Source organism: Candidatus Mycalebacterium zealandia (assembly GCA_014075295.1).
Classification (GTDB): domain Bacteria; phylum Desulfobacterota_D; class UBA1144; order Nemesobacterales; family Mycalebacteriaceae; genus Mycalebacterium; species Mycalebacterium zealandia.
Map to the genome: position 1 here is coordinate 92,706 of CP046180.1, position 17,384 is coordinate 110,089.

At 50.2% G+C, this 17,384-nt stretch carries 15 protein-coding genes; 8 read left to right on the plus strand and 7 right to left on the minus strand.

Going from position 1 to position 17,384, the window contains the following annotated elements; translation table 11 throughout:
- Nucleotides 1-11: 11 nt before the first annotated feature.
- From GKS04_00475 to GKS04_00485, 3 genes are read right to left on the minus strand one after another with little or no spacing between them, the layout of a single operon-like run.
- Entirely contained in the window at nucleotides 12-458 is a 447-nt protein-coding gene (locus GKS04_00475; GenBank protein ID QMU55673.1) for an acyl dehydratase, read from the minus strand.
- 19 nt (nucleotides 459-477) lie between these two features.
- The gene (locus GKS04_00480; GenBank protein QMU55674.1) at nucleotides 478-897 is read right to left on the minus strand and encodes a hypothetical protein; all 420 of its coding nucleotides are present in this window, start codon (nucleotides 895-897) and stop codon (nucleotides 478-480) included.
- Nucleotides 898-936: 39 nt separating this feature from the next.
- Complete coding sequence (locus GKS04_00485) at nucleotides 937-2,145, minus strand: thiolase family protein (GenBank protein QMU55675.1); 1,209 nt, start codon at nucleotides 2,143-2,145, stop codon at nucleotides 937-939.
- A gap of 94 nt (nucleotides 2,146-2,239) precedes the next feature.
- Between GKS04_00485 and GKS04_00490 the strand changes: the two genes are divergently transcribed.
- Nucleotides 2,240-2,533 carry a 4a-hydroxytetrahydrobiopterin dehydratase gene (locus GKS04_00490; GenBank protein ID QMU56659.1) on the plus strand — a complete coding sequence of 98 codons (294 nt, stop codon included), beginning with the start codon at nucleotides 2,240-2,242 and terminating at the stop codon, nucleotides 2,531-2,533.
- Entirely contained in the window at nucleotides 2,530-2,931 is a 402-nt protein-coding gene (locus tag GKS04_00495; GenBank protein QMU55676.1) for a DUF1761 family protein, read from the plus strand. The genes GKS04_00490 and GKS04_00495 overlap by 4 nt, the downstream gene beginning before the upstream one ends.
- Before the next feature lie 3 nt (nucleotides 2,932-2,934).
- Here the strand turns inward: GKS04_00495 and secA are convergent, their stop codons facing one another.
- From secA to GKS04_00515, 4 genes are all read right to left on the minus strand, one after another.
- The gene (gene secA / locus GKS04_00500) at nucleotides 2,935-5,664 is read right to left on the minus strand and encodes a preprotein translocase subunit SecA (GenBank protein ID QMU55677.1); all 2,730 of its coding nucleotides are present in this window, start codon (nucleotides 5,662-5,664) and stop codon (nucleotides 2,935-2,937) included.
- Between the two features lie 50 nt (nucleotides 5,665-5,714).
- Nucleotides 5,715-7,094, minus strand: a complete 1,380-nt coding sequence (locus GKS04_00505) for a hypothetical protein (protein ID QMU55678.1) — start codon at nucleotides 7,092-7,094, stop codon at nucleotides 5,715-5,717.
- Between the two features lie 383 nt (nucleotides 7,095-7,477).
- Nucleotides 7,478-10,990, minus strand: coding sequence for a chromosome segregation protein SMC (gene smc, locus GKS04_00510; protein ID QMU55679.1), 3,513 nt, complete (start codon nucleotides 10,988-10,990; stop codon nucleotides 7,478-7,480).
- Entirely contained in the window at nucleotides 10,987-11,955 is a 969-nt protein-coding gene (locus GKS04_00515) for a hypothetical protein (protein QMU55680.1), read from the minus strand. Before GKS04_00515 ends, smc begins: the two co-directional genes overlap by 4 nt.
- 98 nt (nucleotides 11,956-12,053) lie before the next feature.
- On the opposite strand from GKS04_00515, the gene GKS04_00520 reads away from it, so the two are divergent.
- Genes GKS04_00520 through GKS04_00545 form a run of 6 tightly spaced genes read left to right on the plus strand, consistent with a single transcriptional unit; the run spans nucleotide 12,054 to nucleotide 17,325 of the window.
- Nucleotides 12,054-13,010 carry a 2-phospho-L-lactate transferase gene (locus GKS04_00520; GenBank protein QMU55681.1) on the plus strand — a complete coding sequence of 319 codons (957 nt, stop codon included), beginning with the start codon at nucleotides 12,054-12,056 and terminating at the stop codon, nucleotides 13,008-13,010.
- Between the two features lie 37 nt (nucleotides 13,011-13,047).
- Nucleotides 13,048-13,458 carry an Rrf2 family transcriptional regulator gene (locus GKS04_00525; GenBank protein QMU55682.1) on the plus strand — a complete coding sequence of 137 codons (411 nt, stop codon included), beginning with the start codon at nucleotides 13,048-13,050 and terminating at the stop codon, nucleotides 13,456-13,458.
- Entirely contained in the window at nucleotides 13,455-14,906 is a 1,452-nt protein-coding gene (gene sufB / locus GKS04_00530; GenBank protein QMU55683.1) for a Fe-S cluster assembly protein SufB, read from the plus strand. Before GKS04_00525 ends, sufB begins: the two co-directional genes overlap by 4 nt.
- Nucleotides 14,907-14,944: 38 nt before the next feature.
- Nucleotides 14,945-15,694: a Fe-S cluster assembly ATPase SufC gene (sufC, locus tag GKS04_00535; protein QMU55684.1), complete on the plus strand. Its 750-nt coding sequence runs from the start codon at nucleotides 14,945-14,947 to the stop codon at nucleotides 15,692-15,694.
- Nucleotides 15,695-15,700: 6 nt separating this feature from the next.
- A complete protein-coding gene (gene sufD / locus GKS04_00540; protein ID QMU55685.1) occupies nucleotides 15,701-17,008 on the plus strand; it encodes a Fe-S cluster assembly protein SufD in 1,308 nt (435 codons plus the stop codon).
- 2 nt (nucleotides 17,009-17,010) lie between these two features.
- Nucleotides 17,011-17,325: a Rieske 2Fe-2S domain-containing protein gene (locus tag GKS04_00545; GenBank protein QMU55686.1), complete on the plus strand. Its 315-nt coding sequence runs from the start codon at nucleotides 17,011-17,013 to the stop codon at nucleotides 17,323-17,325.
- Nucleotides 17,326-17,384 lie beyond the last annotated feature (59 nt).

The window sequence follows — 17,384 nt, forward strand, 5'->3', positions numbered from 1 at the left end:
TTTAAGTTTTTTCAGTCCGACTCCCTTCTCTGGACGAGAATAACCCATTTGCCCTTCTGCACAACCTCATTTTCCTGATTAAGAACCTCAAGATCCCAGATGAAAAAACCCATATTGGGCCTCTTGTGTTCACGTTTTTCAGCAAGTTTGCGTTTAATTTTTATCGTGTCTCCAAACTTGACCGCTCCTGAAAAACGCCAGTCTTCAAGACCCATAAACGCTATGGTCGCGAGCCTGGGCATTGTAAACCACAGACCTGAAGATATTGAAAGAACGCACAATCCGTGAGCGACTCTGGTTTTGAAAACCGTCTTTTTCGCAAACTCCTCGTCTATGTGCATGTTGTTGAAATCCGCCGAAAGCCCGGCGAAGTTCGTAACATCGGCTTCGGTAACCGTTCTGCCGGTGCTTTCATGCTCCTCGCCAACCTCAATATCTTCGTAGAAAACCTTTGACATAACAGACTTCCTCCTGCTCCTATTTCGCGGGACGGAACTTCGGAAGCGTTACCTCTTCGGTAACGTCGTCAAAAACGACCTCAACTTCCATTCCTATCTCCACATCATTCACATCGCACTCAACGATGTTTGACATCATCTTCACACCTTCGTCAAGCTCCACAAGCGCGACCACGTAAGAGCCGTCTTCCTTATAGGCCTTTGTGGGGCCCATGTGGTGGATTGAGAAGGTCCAGACTTTCCCTTTGCCCGGAGACTTGACCCACTCAATGTCGGCGCTCATGTCGTCTCCCGGGGAGAAAGCCCTGGGGTAAAAGAAAAATTCTCCCGTCTGCTTTGATCTGGGAAGCATAAGATCATGCTTCTTGCAACCATCCCAGAAAGGTTTTGTTTCCGGACGAAATTCCGGAAGCGGTTTTGCGTATTTGTTTTCAGCCATTGTTTAAGATTCCTCCGTTTGAAATGTGAAACACTCCGGTCAGTTAAGCGGCTGGTTGCCCAGCAGAACCGTGCTGTGAGCGCTCACGATACCGCCGTTACCGTGCACAAGGGCGACTTCAGCGTCTTCAATCTGTCTTTTGCCAGCCGTGCCGCGAAGCTGCAAAGTTGCTTCAACAACATGGTGCATGGCTCCGAGATGCGCCTGAGACAAAAGCCCGCCGTGCGTGTTGACCGGCAGGTCCTTACCCTTTTCCATTCTGCCTTCAAGAGCAAAAGGACCGCCCTCTCCGGGCTTCACAAATCCCAGTCCTTCAAGTTCAAGAAGAACCGTTATCGTGAAACAATCGTAAAGAAACGCGACATCAACATCGTCCTTTGTAATACCGGCGGTGCCGAACGCTTTGTCGCCCGAAGTTTTCACCGCGCCGTATATCTGCCCCAAATCGTTCAATGTGGTCAGATACTGGTGGGAATATCCCTGTCCCATTCCCCACAGGTAGGCAAGGTTGTTGCTTATTCCGAGTTCTTTCGCCTTGTCCTCGGTTGTGATGATGAAAGCGCAACCGCCGTCAGAGATGATTGAGCAGTCGTATTTGGTGAGCGGCTCCGCAATTATGCGGGACTCAAGCACTTCCTCAACCGAAAGCGGCTCTTTGTTCATCGCGTTTTCCTTGTCCGCCGCGTGTTTTCTCATTGTTGTGGCAACGGCGGCAAGATGCTCTCTCTTGTTGCCGTATTCGTGAAGGTATCTCTGTGCCGCAAGAGCGTATCCGCCCGGGGTTGTGAGACCGTAAGGAAACTCAAACTCCGCGTGGCACATCTCCCTTATAAGAGCGACCATTCCGGAGGAAGATATTCCCGAAAGCGTGTTGTCCCCTCTAACGCACAGAACGACTTCCGACTGCCCGGACGCAATTGCCATAGCCGCTTCGGCAACCATCCACACCGCCGTGGAACCGCCAACCGCTATGGAAGAGAAAAACTTCGGGTTCATTCCGAAATAGTCCGCAAAAGTGGTGCAGTGCATAAACGTCTGCTCCACAAGCGAAAATGCCGTTACGAGACCGTCAACATCCGTTTTTTTGATTCCGGCGTCTTCTATCGCGATTTTTGACGCTTCGGAAAGAAAGTGAAAAGAACTTTTGTCAGGGATCTTGCCCTGCTCCGTTTCGCCGACTCCGGCGATGACTATTTTATGCTTTTTCAGAAGCTCGCGGGCTTCTTTCATACCGAGTTCTGCACCCATTGGTAAATACTCCCCCTTGTCTTAGATAAACAGGACTTATAAACTACAACGGACGGAAAAAATGTCAAACGGCAGCCGGCTCAAGCGTTCTAAAATGGTGGTTTTAAGCAAAACGGAAGTCCAAAAGAGACTGAAAAAACTTCCCGGCTGGAAGGCGGGCAAAAGTTCCATCTACACAAATTTCACGCTTTCGAACTTCTCCGAAGCGCTGGCTTTTGTCGTTCGCACGGGCATTGAGGCGGAAAAAGCCGACCATCATCCCGACATTCTCATGCACGGGTGGAAAAAGGTGAAAATCACGCTTTCCACACACAGCGAGGGCGGCGTTACAAAAAAGGATTTCGCACTCGCGGACAAAATCTCAAAACTTGCCGGAGACGCAAAATGAACCTTTTAAGAGTGAACTTCATATCCGTGATTGCCGCGACCGTTGTCGCGTTTGTGTTTGGAGCCGTTTGGCATGACGAGGCGGTTTTCGGCGGAATTTTCATGGAAGCGATGGGAATTGTTGAAGTGGACGCCACGCCGCTGAAAATGGCGGTTGAGTTCGCGAAGCAGTTTCTTATTTGCCTTGTTGTTGCCGCAATCGCCGCCGGGTTGGGACTCAAAACCACAGAAGACGCCTTCAAGTTGAGCGTTATCGTGGGAATCGGAATTGTCGGCGCGGTTATAGTGAGCCAGCACACCTGGGGCGGTCTGCCAATGGTCGTAACCGCGATTGATGTCGGTTATTCGTATGTGAGCGTTCTGATTTTCTCTCTCGCGGCGTGTTTGTGGGGGAAATAAACTTCACACACCGCAACACTTCTTGTATTTCTTTCCGCTTCCGCAGGGGCACGGGTCATTCCTGCCGACTTTCTCTTCGGTGCGGCGCACGGGAGCCGAAACCTGCCGGGCTGGTGGCGCTTCGGCTTCTCCGCCGGATGATAAAAACACATCCTGAGTTTCGCGTTGCGGTTCCAAACTGGGAACATCGTCCTCGCGCGCAAGCCGGATGCTGAAAAACTTCGTGCAAACCTCTTCCTCGTATGTCGCGACCAGATTTGAAAACATCTCAAAACCCTCGTTCTTGTATTCGTAAAGCGGGTTTTTCTGAGCGTAACTGCGAAAGCTGATGCCCTCTCTAAGATGATCCATCCCAAGCAGGTGGTCTTTCCACAAAGCGTCAATTGTTTGAAGCATTATGAACCTCTGAATCTCAAACACATTTTCGGCGTTTCCGATTTCAGACTCTTTTTCGGAGTATCTGTCCGTAATCAAACGCTCAAGCCCGCCCGCGTCCGCTTCCCTGTCTCCGAGATTGAATATGCTTTGCGCCTCTTTTTTGACGGCGTCGGAGTCTTCACCCGTGGCGGCGGACATTTCCTCTAAAAGTTCGTGTGAAAGTTTTTTTACTATTCCAAGGAAATTGTCTTTTAGCGCCTCGCCGCCCTCAAGAATTTCGCGGCGCAGTTTGTAAACAACCTCGCGCTGAGTGTTCAGCACATCATCGTAATCAAGCAGGTGTTTTCTTATGTCAAAATTGCGGCTTTCCACCTTCTTCTGCGCGGACTCAATAACCTTCGTCATCATTCCATGCTCCATCGGAACGCCCTCTTCCCAACCGACCATATCCATAACCGAGGCGACCCTGTCAGACGCGAAAATTCTCATAAGCGGGTCTTCAAGCGATATGTAGAAACGGGACGAACCGGCATCTCCCTGGCGCCCCGACCGTCCGCGCAACTGGTTATCTATGCGGCGGGACTCATGCCGTTCCGAACCGATTATGTGAAGCCCACCGAGTTCTACAACCTCTTTTTTATTCGCTTCGGCGGTTGCCTGCGCTTGCTCAAAAGACATGTCTTCCGAGGCGGTAAATTCGGGATTGCCTCCAAGAACAATGTCCGTTCCCCTGCCCGCCATGTTGGTCGCGATTGTAACCGAGCCCTTTTTGCCGGCTTGAGCGACTATCTCCGCCTCTTTGGCGTGATTTTTGGCGTTCAAAACCTGATGCGTGATTCCCTCTTCTTGAAGGTGCGCGGAGATTTTTTCGGACTGCTCTATTGAAGTTGTGCCGACAAGCACGGGCCTGCCGATTTCGTTTAATTCTTTTATTTCTTCGCAGATTGCGGAGTTTTTTTCATCCTCGGTGCGGTAAATCACATCGTCAAAATCCCGCCTTACCATATCCATGTGAGTCGGCACAACGGCGACCCCGAGTTTGTATATTTTCTGAAACTCAAACGCCTCGGTGTCCGCCGTTCCGGTCATGCCCGAAAGTTTTTCATACATTCTGAAATAGTTTTGAAGCGTTACTGTGGCAAGCGTTTGGTTTTCCTGCTCAATTTCGGCTTTTTCCTTCGCCTCAACCGCCTGATGAAGCCCGTCGCTCCACCGCCGCCCCTCCATGAGCCGCCCGGTGAACTCGTCCACAATCACAACCTTTCCGTCCCGCACCATGTAGTCCACATCGCGGTGATACAGATGCCGCGCCCGCAACGACTGATTTACGCAGTGAAGCGTCTCAAGGTTTGACGGGTCGTAGAGGTTTTGAATTCCAAGCGCGGATTCCACTTTTGAAATTCCGGTTTCAAACAACTCGGCGCGGCGGTTTTTTTCATCAATGGAAAAATCTTCGTCCTTGGAGAGATTCACCACCACGCGGTCTATTTTGTTGTAAATGTCGGTTGAGCCGCCCGAAGGTCCTGAAATAATCAGCGGCGTGCGCGCCTCGTCTATGAGAATGCTGTCAACCTCGTCAACAATGGCGAAAAAATGACCGCGCTGGACGTATTCTTCCAGAGAAAAACCCATGTTGTCTCGCAGATAATCAAAACCGAATTCGTTGTTTGTGCCGTATGTAACATCGCAGGCATACGCCTCATTTTTTGAACATTCGGCGAGTTTTGTCTTAAAAGCCGCGACCGCAGAGGCATTTTTTCCGCCCGGCAGCGGGGGGTTTTCCCCGCCAACCCAGACCGACATATTTCCGGCGCTCGCAGCTTCGGGGTCTTCCCATTCCACGCGGTATGACTGCCCGGAGTTTATAACGCCGATTTCAAGCCCCAGAAGTTTGTAGACCGCGCCCATCCACATCGCGTCTCTGGCGGCAAGATAGTCGTTGACGGTAACCAGATGCGCGCCTTTTCCGGCAAGCGCGTTCAAATAAAGCGCGGGGACGGCGACAAGGGTTTTTCCCTCGCCCGTTTTCATCTCCGCCACCTCTCCGCCGTGCAGAACAATCGCGCCGATAATCTGCACGTCAAAATGCCTCATTCCGGTCGCCCGTTTGGACGCCTCGCGCACAAGGGCAAACGCTTCGGGAAGAATTTCGCCAAACGCCTTGTTAAGTTCATCTTTTGAAGCCGAATCGGGAATACGCCCGCGCAATTCTGCGGTTTTTTCAGCGATCTGCGCGTTCGTAAGAGACGAAACCTCCGCCTCAAGCACGTTCACGCTCTCCACAGCGGAACGCATACGCCGAATACGCCTGTCATTGCTGGTTCCGACTATCTTTTTGAATACATTTCCGAGCATGCAGGGGGTAGTTTAACATACGGAGCACGGAGAAAACGGCGTGAACATATTCACGTCGTGCCGTGCGACTGGGGGTCGTCCGCCGATGGAGAATTAGTTGCTTCCTGTTCGACTCTTTCAAGCAAGAGTTCTATGAGTTTGACAAATCCTTTTCTTTTTGCCTCATAAACTTCATTTTTTCCGCAAAAATCTTTTATTTCCTTGCTATTCAAATTACCCAACAATTTCCTAAATTTTGATCTTCTAAAATTGGCAAGAACTTGTTTTTTCTTTTCCTCGCTATAATCACCCCAATTTTCCCGATCCTCTTCGCTAAAATCATCCTCATCATAAGTGAGAGGTACATCTCTGTAGCCATCAAAGGTACCTAAGAAACCAAAAATCACATTTATTGTTTCTTCTTTTCTTTTTTCTATATCCTCTAGAAGTTTTCGTTCACTCTCTCCTTGATTCCCCACCTGTGAAACAAAACTATTAGAAAGGCGAAACATCGGATTTAACTTGATTATCCCTTTGATGTCGTTTTCCGGACCACAAGCAAACCTTATCCAAGCAGTGAATAGACCCGAATTAACTCCGGGAAACAGCATATTCACAATGTCGGATAGGGATTGGTTGAACAGTGGTTCGTCTGACTTCTGAAAAAGATGGCTGCCATAATTTACTATGAAGTGGTCCAAAACAGTTTCCGCTTCCCATTCTTCTGAATTATTACTTGTAATTTTCCAACCTTTTGGAAAATAGCTTTTCCAAACATCAGGATTTACGCCTGCATTATTCCTATTTTCATAGAATGTGGAAAGCAATACCCTAAGCAAATCGTCAATATAATGTTTATATTCTGTGGCCAGTTGTAGATTTCCCTCTTTTCTTTCCCTTTGAATTTTTTTCTCTACATGCTTTATATACTTTTCAAATTCTTCAAAGACAAAAGAGGAATAAACAGGACTCAACAGCAATCTTTGTACAACTTTCGGAAAAAAGGAATGCTGAAAATGAGTTGTGGGTACATAAACTTTTTCGCTTTGAATTTTTGTCTCTGACTTCCAAAAAATTTCCATCCATTCAAAAACCTTTGGAAGCACAGAATTTACAACAAAAAGATCCTCTCTAGCAGCAAAATTATCTTGATACCCCTGAGAAAGGCGTGCGGCCAAAGCAAATTCCTCCTCTTGTAGAAATCTATCAATATGCTCTACGAAAACCTTATTTAACTCTCTTTCGTCATATTCAGATGACTCCGGCCAAAAAGACTCCCATGCTTTTAACATTTTCTCCTGATTTTTTTCATTACGGACTTCCGACAGACAAAGTTTACTCAAAAATTTCAACCCAATCTCAGGTTTGTATCCTTCGAGAACATCTTGGAAAAGTTTCCAAAAATAAACAATCAAAATAAATACCGCAAAAATTGCCAGTGTTTTTCCCAATACAAAAAACTGACCGTTATCAGGAGAGTTGGAAAAAAGGGGAAACCCACAAGACCAAGAATAGAAAACCAAAACAGATTTCTAAATTTGAGGAGTTCTTCTTTGAATGCTTGCGTTTTGAATTCACTTTTGGAAATTTGGGCGAACATACCAAGTGAAACTGGAATCAAAATTGCTAAAAATCCTATAATGACATTTTGGAACAATGAAGGATTAAGACTTGCTAAAAAAGGTTGCAAAATCTCCTCCAAGACGAAAGAAAATGTTAGGAATTCAAGAGAGAACTCTAGCAGGTTTGTCATTAACCTAAGATCCTAAATCCAGCAAATAGCACTGAGAAGAAAACAAAGTTGTCAGACGCTTTTGATTTCCGACATTAATAATCACACCGCTTTCGCCAAATCAACCGAAACGACCGCCGAGTTAGCCGCTTTGCTCGCGGTTACGCCTATAAGCGCGTCAACGCTTGAAATGGTGGTTTTGTTGTGCGTAACAACAAGGGTTTGCGAATTGCGCGAAATATCCTTCACAAGAGACGCGAATCTTCCCGTGTTTGAATCGTCAAGCGGGGCGTCTATCTCATCAAGAATCATGAACGGAAGCGGTCGCACGAGGCATGAGGCGATTATAAAAGCGATTGCCGAAAGCGCTTTTTCGCCACCTGAAAGCAAACTCATGCTTTGCGCTTTTTTGCCGCCGGGTTTTACGGAAATATCTATTCCCGTATCAATGGGATCGTCCGGATTTGTCATAACAAGCCGCCCTTCCCCGCCCTTGAAAAGCGTGGGCAGTAATTCGCGGAATTTTTTATCAACCTCTTCAAACGCCTCGGTAAATTTCTCCGCGCTCTCGCGGTCAAGTTGCGAAATGGATTTTTTGAGGGAAATCGCGGATTTTTCAAGGTCTTCTATCTGGCTTTCCAGAAAATCGTATTCCTTTTCCGCTTCCTCGTATTCATCAGGCGCAAGAAGATTCACAAGCCCCAACTTGTCAATTTTCGCTCTCAATTCCGCGAACTCCGTTTTTGTCTCTTCAACATCCGCGGCGCGGATCTCGTCCTCACCCGGCATTTGCGCGCCTGTTTTTTCCTTAACTTCGGTTATTTTCCCGTCCACATACTCAATATTGTTTTCCATCGTTTTAATTCTGACCTCAATATCGCCGCGCCGCGCTCTGACCTGTTCAATACTCTTGTCCAACCCATCAACCTTTTCGCGCAAAGCCTGAATTTCCGCCATAACCGCCGAACGGTCTTCGCGGATTTTTCCGCCGCCCTGCTGTTTTTGCTCAAGCTCCGCCTCAAGCGTCTCTATTCTGCTCTTTGCCGAGCCGGAAGATTCAATCAACTCTTTTTTCTCTTCCTGTTTGCGGGCAATTTCGGCGGCATTTTCCGCGGAGCGCGCCGCGATGTCTTTTTCTCTTAAATCAAGCCCTTCAATGGAGCGCAGGGCTCCGGCTTTGTTCTGTTCAAGCGAAGCGATGCTGACTTTCAGCGAACTGAGCCGGTCGGAAAGTTCCGTTTCACGGGATTCCAACTCGGAGTTTTTCTCCTCAAAACCGGAAAGCCGCTCTTTGAGAACGTCTCTTTTCCCGCGCAAGTCCTCAAGCTGCGCGCGGCAATCGCCGAGCCGGGCGTTTTTTTCCTCAAGTTCAGAGTCCGCGGCGGTGATTTCCGTCTCAAGCCCGGTGAGTTTTGTCTCTTTCCCTTCAAGCGCGAAAGTAAACCCTTCAAGGTCACGCTCAAGAGAGCCGAGCCGAGCTCTGTCGGCGCGAATGTTATCGTCCAGAGAGGTCATTTTCTCCTTCAAATCGTCTATGCGAATCTCAAAATTGCCCGATTCTTCAAGCGAAGTTTTTATCTGTTTATCAAGGCGCGCGACCTCATCGGTGAGCGACTCAATCTCCGAATCGCGCTCAAAAACCCCGCCGGTGGTCCAGCCGCCCGAAACGGCTCCCGAACTGTCAAGAAAATCGCCCTCAAGCGTGGCAAAGGAAAGCTCCGGCGCACGCGGCGCGCACTCAAAAGCGTCTCCAAGCGTGTCCACAACGCAAATCCCCTCAAGAAGTTTCCTCACCGCCGCGCCGCCCGTGCCCTTTACGCGCACAATCTCAGTAATCGGTCGCGCTCCCGCCGGAACGGAAAATGTTTTCTCCGGCGCGCCCGCGCCCGCCGGCAGAAAAGTCGCCCGTCCCGCCTCGCTCATCCGCAGTTTCTCTATCGCCGCCGAAGCGTCATCGCCCGTGCCAACCACAATCCAGCCCAAACGCTCGCCGAGCGCCGCCTCAAACGCTTTCGCGTATTCAGGGGGAACGGTAACGTAGTCCGACAAAACGCCGAGCACCCCGCCCGTTTTGTTCCCCATAAGAAAACTGCGGGACGATTCGGGAAGCCATTCAAACGATTTGCGTATATTTTCAAGCTCTCCAAGCCGCGACGCCGCACGTGTGCGGCTTTCTTTGAGCGAATCAATTTCATCAAGCAGTTTGCCGTGCTCGCCGCCGAAAGACGAAAGCCCGTCTTCAAAACCTTTCCTCTCTTTTTCCGACTGTTCCTGCGCGCCGCTTATCTCCTCAATCTGAGACAAAAACTGCTCACGCTGGCCGGAGATTTTCCGCTTCTCGTCAAGCAACACCTCTTTCTGCTCGGACAGGTATCCGCTCCTGACGGACAGACGCTCAATTTCGGCGGTGAGGTTTCTGTATCCCTCCTCAGCGTTGTCGCACTGTTCAACCGCGCTGAAAAAACTTTCCCTGACTTCTTCAAATCCGTTTCTGTCGCCCCGCGTGCCGTCTTTGAGCGCGGAAAGTTCGGACGAAACGGTCTCAACATCGACTTTTAGCCGCCCTGTTTCCGTGTCCGCGTTTTCGGCTTCGGAGCGCATTTTCGCGGTTTCGTTCTTGATGTCGCTCCCCTGTTGTTCAAGGATGAGTTTTTCGCTTTCAAGCCGTGATATAAATGCTTCAATGTCCGCGGTTCTTCGGGCGGAAAGCTCTTTCGCGGAGTTTTCGGCGTTGATTTTCTCCCGAACGGCCAGTATTTCCGCGTCCGACGACCCGGCTTCGGTTTCAAGAGCGCGGACTTTTTGCTCAAACTCTTTAAGGCGGCTCACAATGCCGCTTTTTCCGGTCTCAAGTTCGCCGGTGGATTTTTCAATTTCTGTCTTGCCGCGTAACGCTTCTCGCATTTTTTCTTCGCTCTCAAGTCTCTGCGCTCCGAGCATAAGAAGTTCAAGCCGCGCCGCGCCGCCGGAAAGTTCATTCAGTTTCCGCGCCTGCTCCGCCTGCCGTCGCAAAGTTTCCTTGCGCCGGTTCGCGTCTTTGCTGATGCCCCTTATTTTTTCCAGATTTTCCCCGGTCTGTTTCAAGCGGCTCTGGGTTTCCTTTTTTCTCGCCTTGAATTTCCCAATCCCGGCGACCTCGTCTATGAGGCGGCGTTTCTCTTCGGGCTTTGCCATTATGAGGTTCTCCACTTCGCCCTGACCGATAATTGAGTGCGAACGGGCGCCCGCGCCGGTGTCCAGAAAGACGTCAACGATGTCTTTGAGACGGCACTGCGCGCCGTTGATTGAGTATTCGCTTTCGCCACCGCGGAAGTATCTGCGTGTTATGGAAACATCGTTAAAGCCGCGCCCCGGCACTTCGGACAACACAAGCGTAACCTCGGCCATTCCAACCGGCTTGAGTGAAACTGTTCCGTCCGAGATCAAGTCCTCCATAACTTCGGCGCGCAACATTCTGGGGTTCTGCTCGCCGATAACCCATCGCACGGCATCCACAACATTTGATTTGCCGCAACCGTTCGGTCCCACAATGCCGTTAGCCCCTTTGTGGAACTCTATTCTCGTTTTCCTGTGAAACGATTTAAAACCGGAAAGTTCAAGTGCGGAAATTCTCATCTGCCAATCTCCTTGCTGGTTTTAACATGCGCTGTCGCATAAAGCATCTGAATCCAGTTGTTGAGAACTTCAACCCCTTTATCGGGCGCGGCTTCAGAGGCAATACGGGTTTTGTCGCGCACAAGGTCGGGTGATGTGCTCTCTCTGTCTTTGAGAACGGCGACCGTGTGAACGCCGTCCGAGGAAAATACCTGCGGCGCGACCGGACTTGAAGCCGTAAGGGCAAACATCTCCTGCCCGAGCGGAGCGGGAACCTCAAACCGCGTAAAAAATTCGGTGCGCTCGGTCTTCCTGCCGAATTTCTTCGCCACTGCGAATATGTCTCCCGACAAGGTCAGTTCATCAAGCGCGCTCCGCGCTTCGGTATCTGTGTCAAACGATATGTATTCAACTTTGATTTTTTCGCCCGTCACCATGAAAAGGTTCTCCATCTCTTCAAGCGTCCGCGCCTCTGAAACACGAGACAGTGAAGCCATTTTCAAAGTGAGGTTTTCATCCCTGATTGAGTCCTCAAACTGCGAGACGGTCAACCGGAGCCCCTCCGTTACATAAAGTTTGTAGTAATCCGCACCGACAAACCCGTTTTCGTTAACAAAAGCCGGGTCACTTGTGACGGTTTGGCGTATCTCCTCATCGGAAACGCGCAACCCCAGCGCGCGCGCTTTGCGGACGAGAAGTTTGCGCTGGGTGAGAAAATCCAGGGCTATACGGTCTATCGCGTCCTGAACTTCAACCGGAACCTTGTCCATCCCGGCGGTTTGCGAGTTGTAAATCTGTTTTCTTACGAGTTGATAATACGAAATGGAAACGGCTTCGCCGTCAACCTCCAGCGCGACTCCGGAGGAAACCCCGCCGCCGGGCAAACCGCCCGTATAGCCCAGCCCCACAATGAAAGCGAGAGCAAGGATAAAGACAATGATTCTTGCGAACCACGATTTTCTGTTTTCTTTCAGGCTCGTGCCCATAAATCAGCTCAAGCCCAACCTCAAAACCCTTAAACAAGCCGTTCTATTTTACACCTAAACGGCGGGAAATGTCCAAACAATAAAGGCATTTTTTGTATATGCTTTGCCCAATGATAACCAGTCTCGGAGGCGGAGTCGGCGCGGGCAAATTCCTCAAAGGGTTGTCGTTGGAAGCGGAAAGCGCGGATTCCGGGCTTTCTGTCATTGTCAACAGCGCGGACGACATCAACCTTTCAGGGCTTCACATCTCGCCGGACGTGGACACAATTATCTACTGGCTTTCGGGCATTGTGGATAAAAAAAAGGGCTGGGGAATTGATGGCGACACCTTCAATTTTATTGACGCGGCGGGCGCGCTCGGGAGCGAAAACTGGTTCAGAATCGGCGACCGCGACCTCGCGACCCACATCACCAGAACGGAAATGATGAAAAGCGGTCTCACGCTTTCGGAAACCACGCGCGAAATCGCGCGGCGGCTCGGAGCGTCGGACAGGGTGAACATCATGCCCATGACCGACTGCGAAGTCCGCACATGGGTGCGAACAGACCTCGGGGAGATGCATTTTCAGGAGTATTACGTCCTCAGAAAAATGGAACCTCAGGTGTCGGGCGTGAGTTTCAGGGGAATAGAAGCGGCGACCCCGGCTCCGGGCGTTCTTGAAGCGATAAAAGACGCGGACAAAATCGTGCTGTGCCCGAGCAATCCGGTTATAAGCATAGGGCCTATTCTTGAAGTGGCGGGAGTGAGAAACGCTTTGCGCAAGTCAAAGGCGGTTATTGCCGCGGTTAGCCCGCTTGTGGGCGGAAAGCCGCTTAAAGGTCCGGCGGACCGGCTCATGAAAGCGCTGGGGCTTGAGGTTTCATCATTTCAAATCGCGCGCATGTATTCAGACTTTCTGAACCTTATGGTTATTGACAACAGCGACCGCCGCGAGGCGGAAAAAATCAAGTCCGAAGGGATTGAAACTCTTGTTACGGACACCGTAATCTCAAACACGCAAACCGCTCGCTCTCTCGCTCGCGCCGTGCTTGAAAAAATGGAATCTCTGCGTTAGTCTGTCAGTGCGGCGTTGCCGTGAAAGAAGACTGATAATGCAAGTAAGCAAAGCACTTGATTACGCAATACGCTCGTTGACTTATATGGGCAATAATCCGGGCAGGAGGTGCGGAATGAAGGAGATTTCCGAAAACCAGCACATACCGGACAAATATCTGGCAAAGATACTGGGGCGGCTTGTAAAAAGCGGAATAGTGGTTTCAGTGCGCGGCCCCGCGGGCGGCTACATACTCGCCAAAGAGCCGGAAACACTGAACCTGCGCAATGTGTATGAGGCAATCGAAGGGGACATTCACATAATTGACTGCATGGATGAGGACGGACCCTGCGCGCTTTTTGAAAACTGTACGCAACTTGCCATCTGGGACAAATTGCAGCTCTCAATGATTGAAACGCTTGAAAAAATAACCCTTGCGAGCCTAACGGAACAAAGGACAAAACAATGAGTATTGATTTCGAAGATCTGGCCAAGCAGGAATACAAATACGGCTTTACAACCGATGTTGAGCAGGATGTCGCCCCGAAGGGGCTCAGTGAAGATGTAATCCGCTTTATCTCGGCGAAAAAAGAGGAGCCGAAGTGGATGCTTGACTGGCGGCTCAAAGCCTACAAACACTGGCTCACAATGAAAGAGCCTAAATGGGCGAACATCAGCTATCCGTCCATAGACTACAACGCCATAAGCTACTACGCCGCGCCCAAAAGCGGCGACCGCCCCGAAAGCCTGGAGGACATAGACCCGGAAATCAGGGAAACATACGAAAAACTGGGAATACCGCTTGAAGAACAGAAAATGCTCGCGGGTGTGAAAACCGAAACGGTTGCGGTTGACGCGGTTTTTGACAGCGTTTCGCTCGTAACCACTTTTAAGGAAAAACTGGCCGAAGCGGGCGTGATTTTCTGCTCAATGTCAGAAGCCGTCAGGGAGCACCCCAAACTTGTGAAAAAATATCTCGGCTCGGTCGTGCCCTCGTCCGACAACTTTTTCGCGACTCTCAATTCCGCCGTTTTCAGCGACGGCTCATTCGTTTATGTGCCCAAAGGCGTGCGCTGCCCGATGGAACTTTCAACCTATTTCAGAATAAACGCCGAAAACACGGGGCAGTTTGAGAGAACTCTCATAATTGCCGAAAAGGGAAGTTACGTCAGTTATCTGGAGGGTTGCACGGCCCCGATGAGGGACGAAAACCAGCTTCACGCGGCGGTGGTGGAACTCGTTGCGCTCGAAGACGCGACTATAAAATACTCCACAATTCAAAACTGGTATCCCGGAAACAACGAAGGCAAAGGCGGAATCTACAACTTTGTAACAAAACGCGGCAGATGCATCGGAGACAACTCCCACATATCGTGGACTCAAGTTGAGACAGGCTCGGCAATTACGTGGAAATATCCCAGTTGCGTGCTTGAGGGAGACAACTCGGTCGGCGAATTTTACTCGGTCGCGCTGACCAACAGAATGCAGCAGGCGGACACGGGAACAAAGATGGTGCATATAGGCAAAAACACAAGCAGCACAATCATTTCAAAGGGCATAAGCGCGGGCAAGGGGCAGAACACTTACAGAGGGCTTGTCGAAATCGCCAAATCGGCGGCGGATTCGCGTAACTACACGCAGTGCGACTCAATGCTCATAGGCGACCTGTGCGGCGCGCACACCTTTCCGTACATTGAAGTGAAAAACTCAACCGCTCACATGGAGCACGAGGCGTCAACCTCAAAAATCGGTAAAGACCAGATTTTTTACTGTCAGCAAAGAGGGTTGTCCGCCGAAGACGCCGTTTCTCTGATTGTGAACGGATTTTGCAAGGAAGTTTTCAAGGAACTGCCTTTTGAATTCGCCGTTGAGGCGGAAAAACTTCTGAGTGTAAGTCTTGAGGGCAGCGTGGGATAAACCCACGCCCCTATCCGGAAAATCCAAGGGGTTAACAAATGCTTGAAATAAAAAATCTGCACGCCGCAGTTGACGGCAAGAAAATTCTGAAAGGTCTGAGGCTTAAAGTGGGCAAAGGGGAAATCCATTCCATAATGGGCCCCAACGGCTCGGGCAAAAGCACTCTTTCGCAAGTTCTGGCCGGAAAAGACGCCTACGAAGTAACAAAGGGCTCCGTGGGATTTGAAGGCGAAGACCTCCTTGACATGGAACCCGAAGAGCGTTCCGCGGCCGGCGTTTTTATGGCGTTTCAGTATCCCATTGAAATCCCGGGCGTTTCAAACTCCTACCTGTTGCGCGAGGGGCTGAATTCCATTAGAAAACATCGCGGCGAAAAACCCGTAAAGCATGTGGATTTTTCAAAACTCGCAAAGCAAAAAATGAAAAATCTGGACATGGACGACACTTTTCTTTCACGTCCAGTCAATGAGGGTTTTTCGGGTGGCGAGAAAAAAAGGAACGAAATTTTTCAGATGCAGATTTTAGAGCCGAAACTCGCCATACTTGACGAAACCGATTCCGGGCTTGACATTGACGCGCTCAAAATCGTGGCAAAAGGCGTTAACTCAATGAGGTCAAAAGATCGCTCTTTCATCATTATCACACACTACCAGCGGCTTCTTGAATACATTGTTCCGGATTTTGTCCACGTGATGTCGGACGGAAAAATCGTCAAATCCGGCGGCAAAGAGCTCGCCCTTGAACTGGAAAGCAAGGGCTACGGCTGGATTGAAAAAAAATCCGCGTGAGAAAAAATGTCCGCCAAAAAAAATAAAAACGGCGCGTTGGCAAGCCTGTGTGAAGACGCGCGCAAAACCGGAATCGCGGTTCTTGACAGCGTAAAAGCGGATGCCGCGAAAGCGGTGGCGGGAATTGAGTTTCCGACCGTGCGCCATGAGGACTGGAGATTTACAAACCTTGCCCCGGTCGCGGCGATGTCGTATTCGGCGGCAAACGGCAAAGCGAAGGTAACGGGGAAAAACATCGCCGCGCAAGCGGTTGAAGGACTCGGCGCTCCCGCCCTTGTGTTTATAAACGGCGTTTACGCGCCCGCGCTTTCAAAACCCCCTAAAACGAAAAAAACCACCGTTCTCCCTCTTTCCAAGGCGGCGAAGTCCCATGCGGAAATGGTCTCGGCCAACCTGGGGGAAATGTCCGACATAAAAAATGAGTTCTTCACCGCTCTCAACACCGCGCTTTTTGAAGACGGCGCGTTTATTCACATTCCGGAGGGCGCGGAAATTAAAAAGCCCGTTTACATCATCTACGCATCCACCGGCGGCGAGCGGGTTTCCAGCCCGCGAAACCTGATTGTTGCCGAGAAAAACTGCGGCGTGAAAATAGTTGAGCACTACATCTCAACGGCGGAGGAAAACTGCCTTTCAAATCCGCTCACTGAAATCTCGGTCGGCGAGGGCGCGCGGGTCGAGCATTACCGCCTTGAGTTTGAAAGCAGAAACGGGGTCAACATCTCAACCCTCAATCTGGTTCAGGAAAAAGACGCGAATACCCTTTCCCATTCAGTTCTCACGGGCGGGGCTATTGTAAGAAACAACATTCATCCCAAACTCGCGGGAACCGGCGGAGACTGCCTCATAAACGGGCTTTTTATGCCAACCGGACGCCAGCACATGGACAATTTTATGAAGGTTGAGCACGCAGCCCCCCACTGCGACAGCCGCCAGATATACAACGGCGTTCTCAATGAAAAAGGACGCGGGGTTTTTCACGGAAGAATTATAGTTCACGAAGGCGCGATTAAGACGGACGCCAAACAGACAAACCGGAACCTTTTGCTTTCCGACACGGCTCAAATAGACACAAAACCTCAACTGGAAATCTACAATGACGACGTCAAATGCACGCACGGCGCGACAATCGGACAGATGGACGAAGAAGCCGTTTTTTATCTGCGCTCGCGCGGAATCCCCGAAGCCGAGGCTCGCGCGGTAATTCTCAGAGGTTTCACGCGCGAAAGTATCTCGCTTATGACGGTTGAGCCGGTGCGCGAGTTTCTTGAAAAAGAATCCGAACGCTGGTTTGCCGCCGCGCTTGGAAACTGAAAATGGCAAAAATGAAAAAAATCGCGGACGCGGACGAAATCGCCCCCGGAGAGATTAAATCATTCACAGTCGGCTTTGACACTATCGCGGTCTGCAACACGGACGGAACTTTCTGCGCGTTCAGAGACCAATGCAGTCATCAGGAACTTCCGCTCTCGGACGGCGAAATTGAAGGCGAAGTTATCACTTGCGCGTATCACGGAGCGCAATTCAACATGAAAACCGGAGAGGCTCTTTGCATGCCCGCAAGCGAGCCGATAGAGGTTTTTGAGATTAAGGTTGAAGACGGCGAAATTTTGATTGGAAATGAAAAATGAGAAAATGGCTCATTACTGCCGGAAAAGAGATGCCCGAGCGGGAACGCGAGGAATACTGA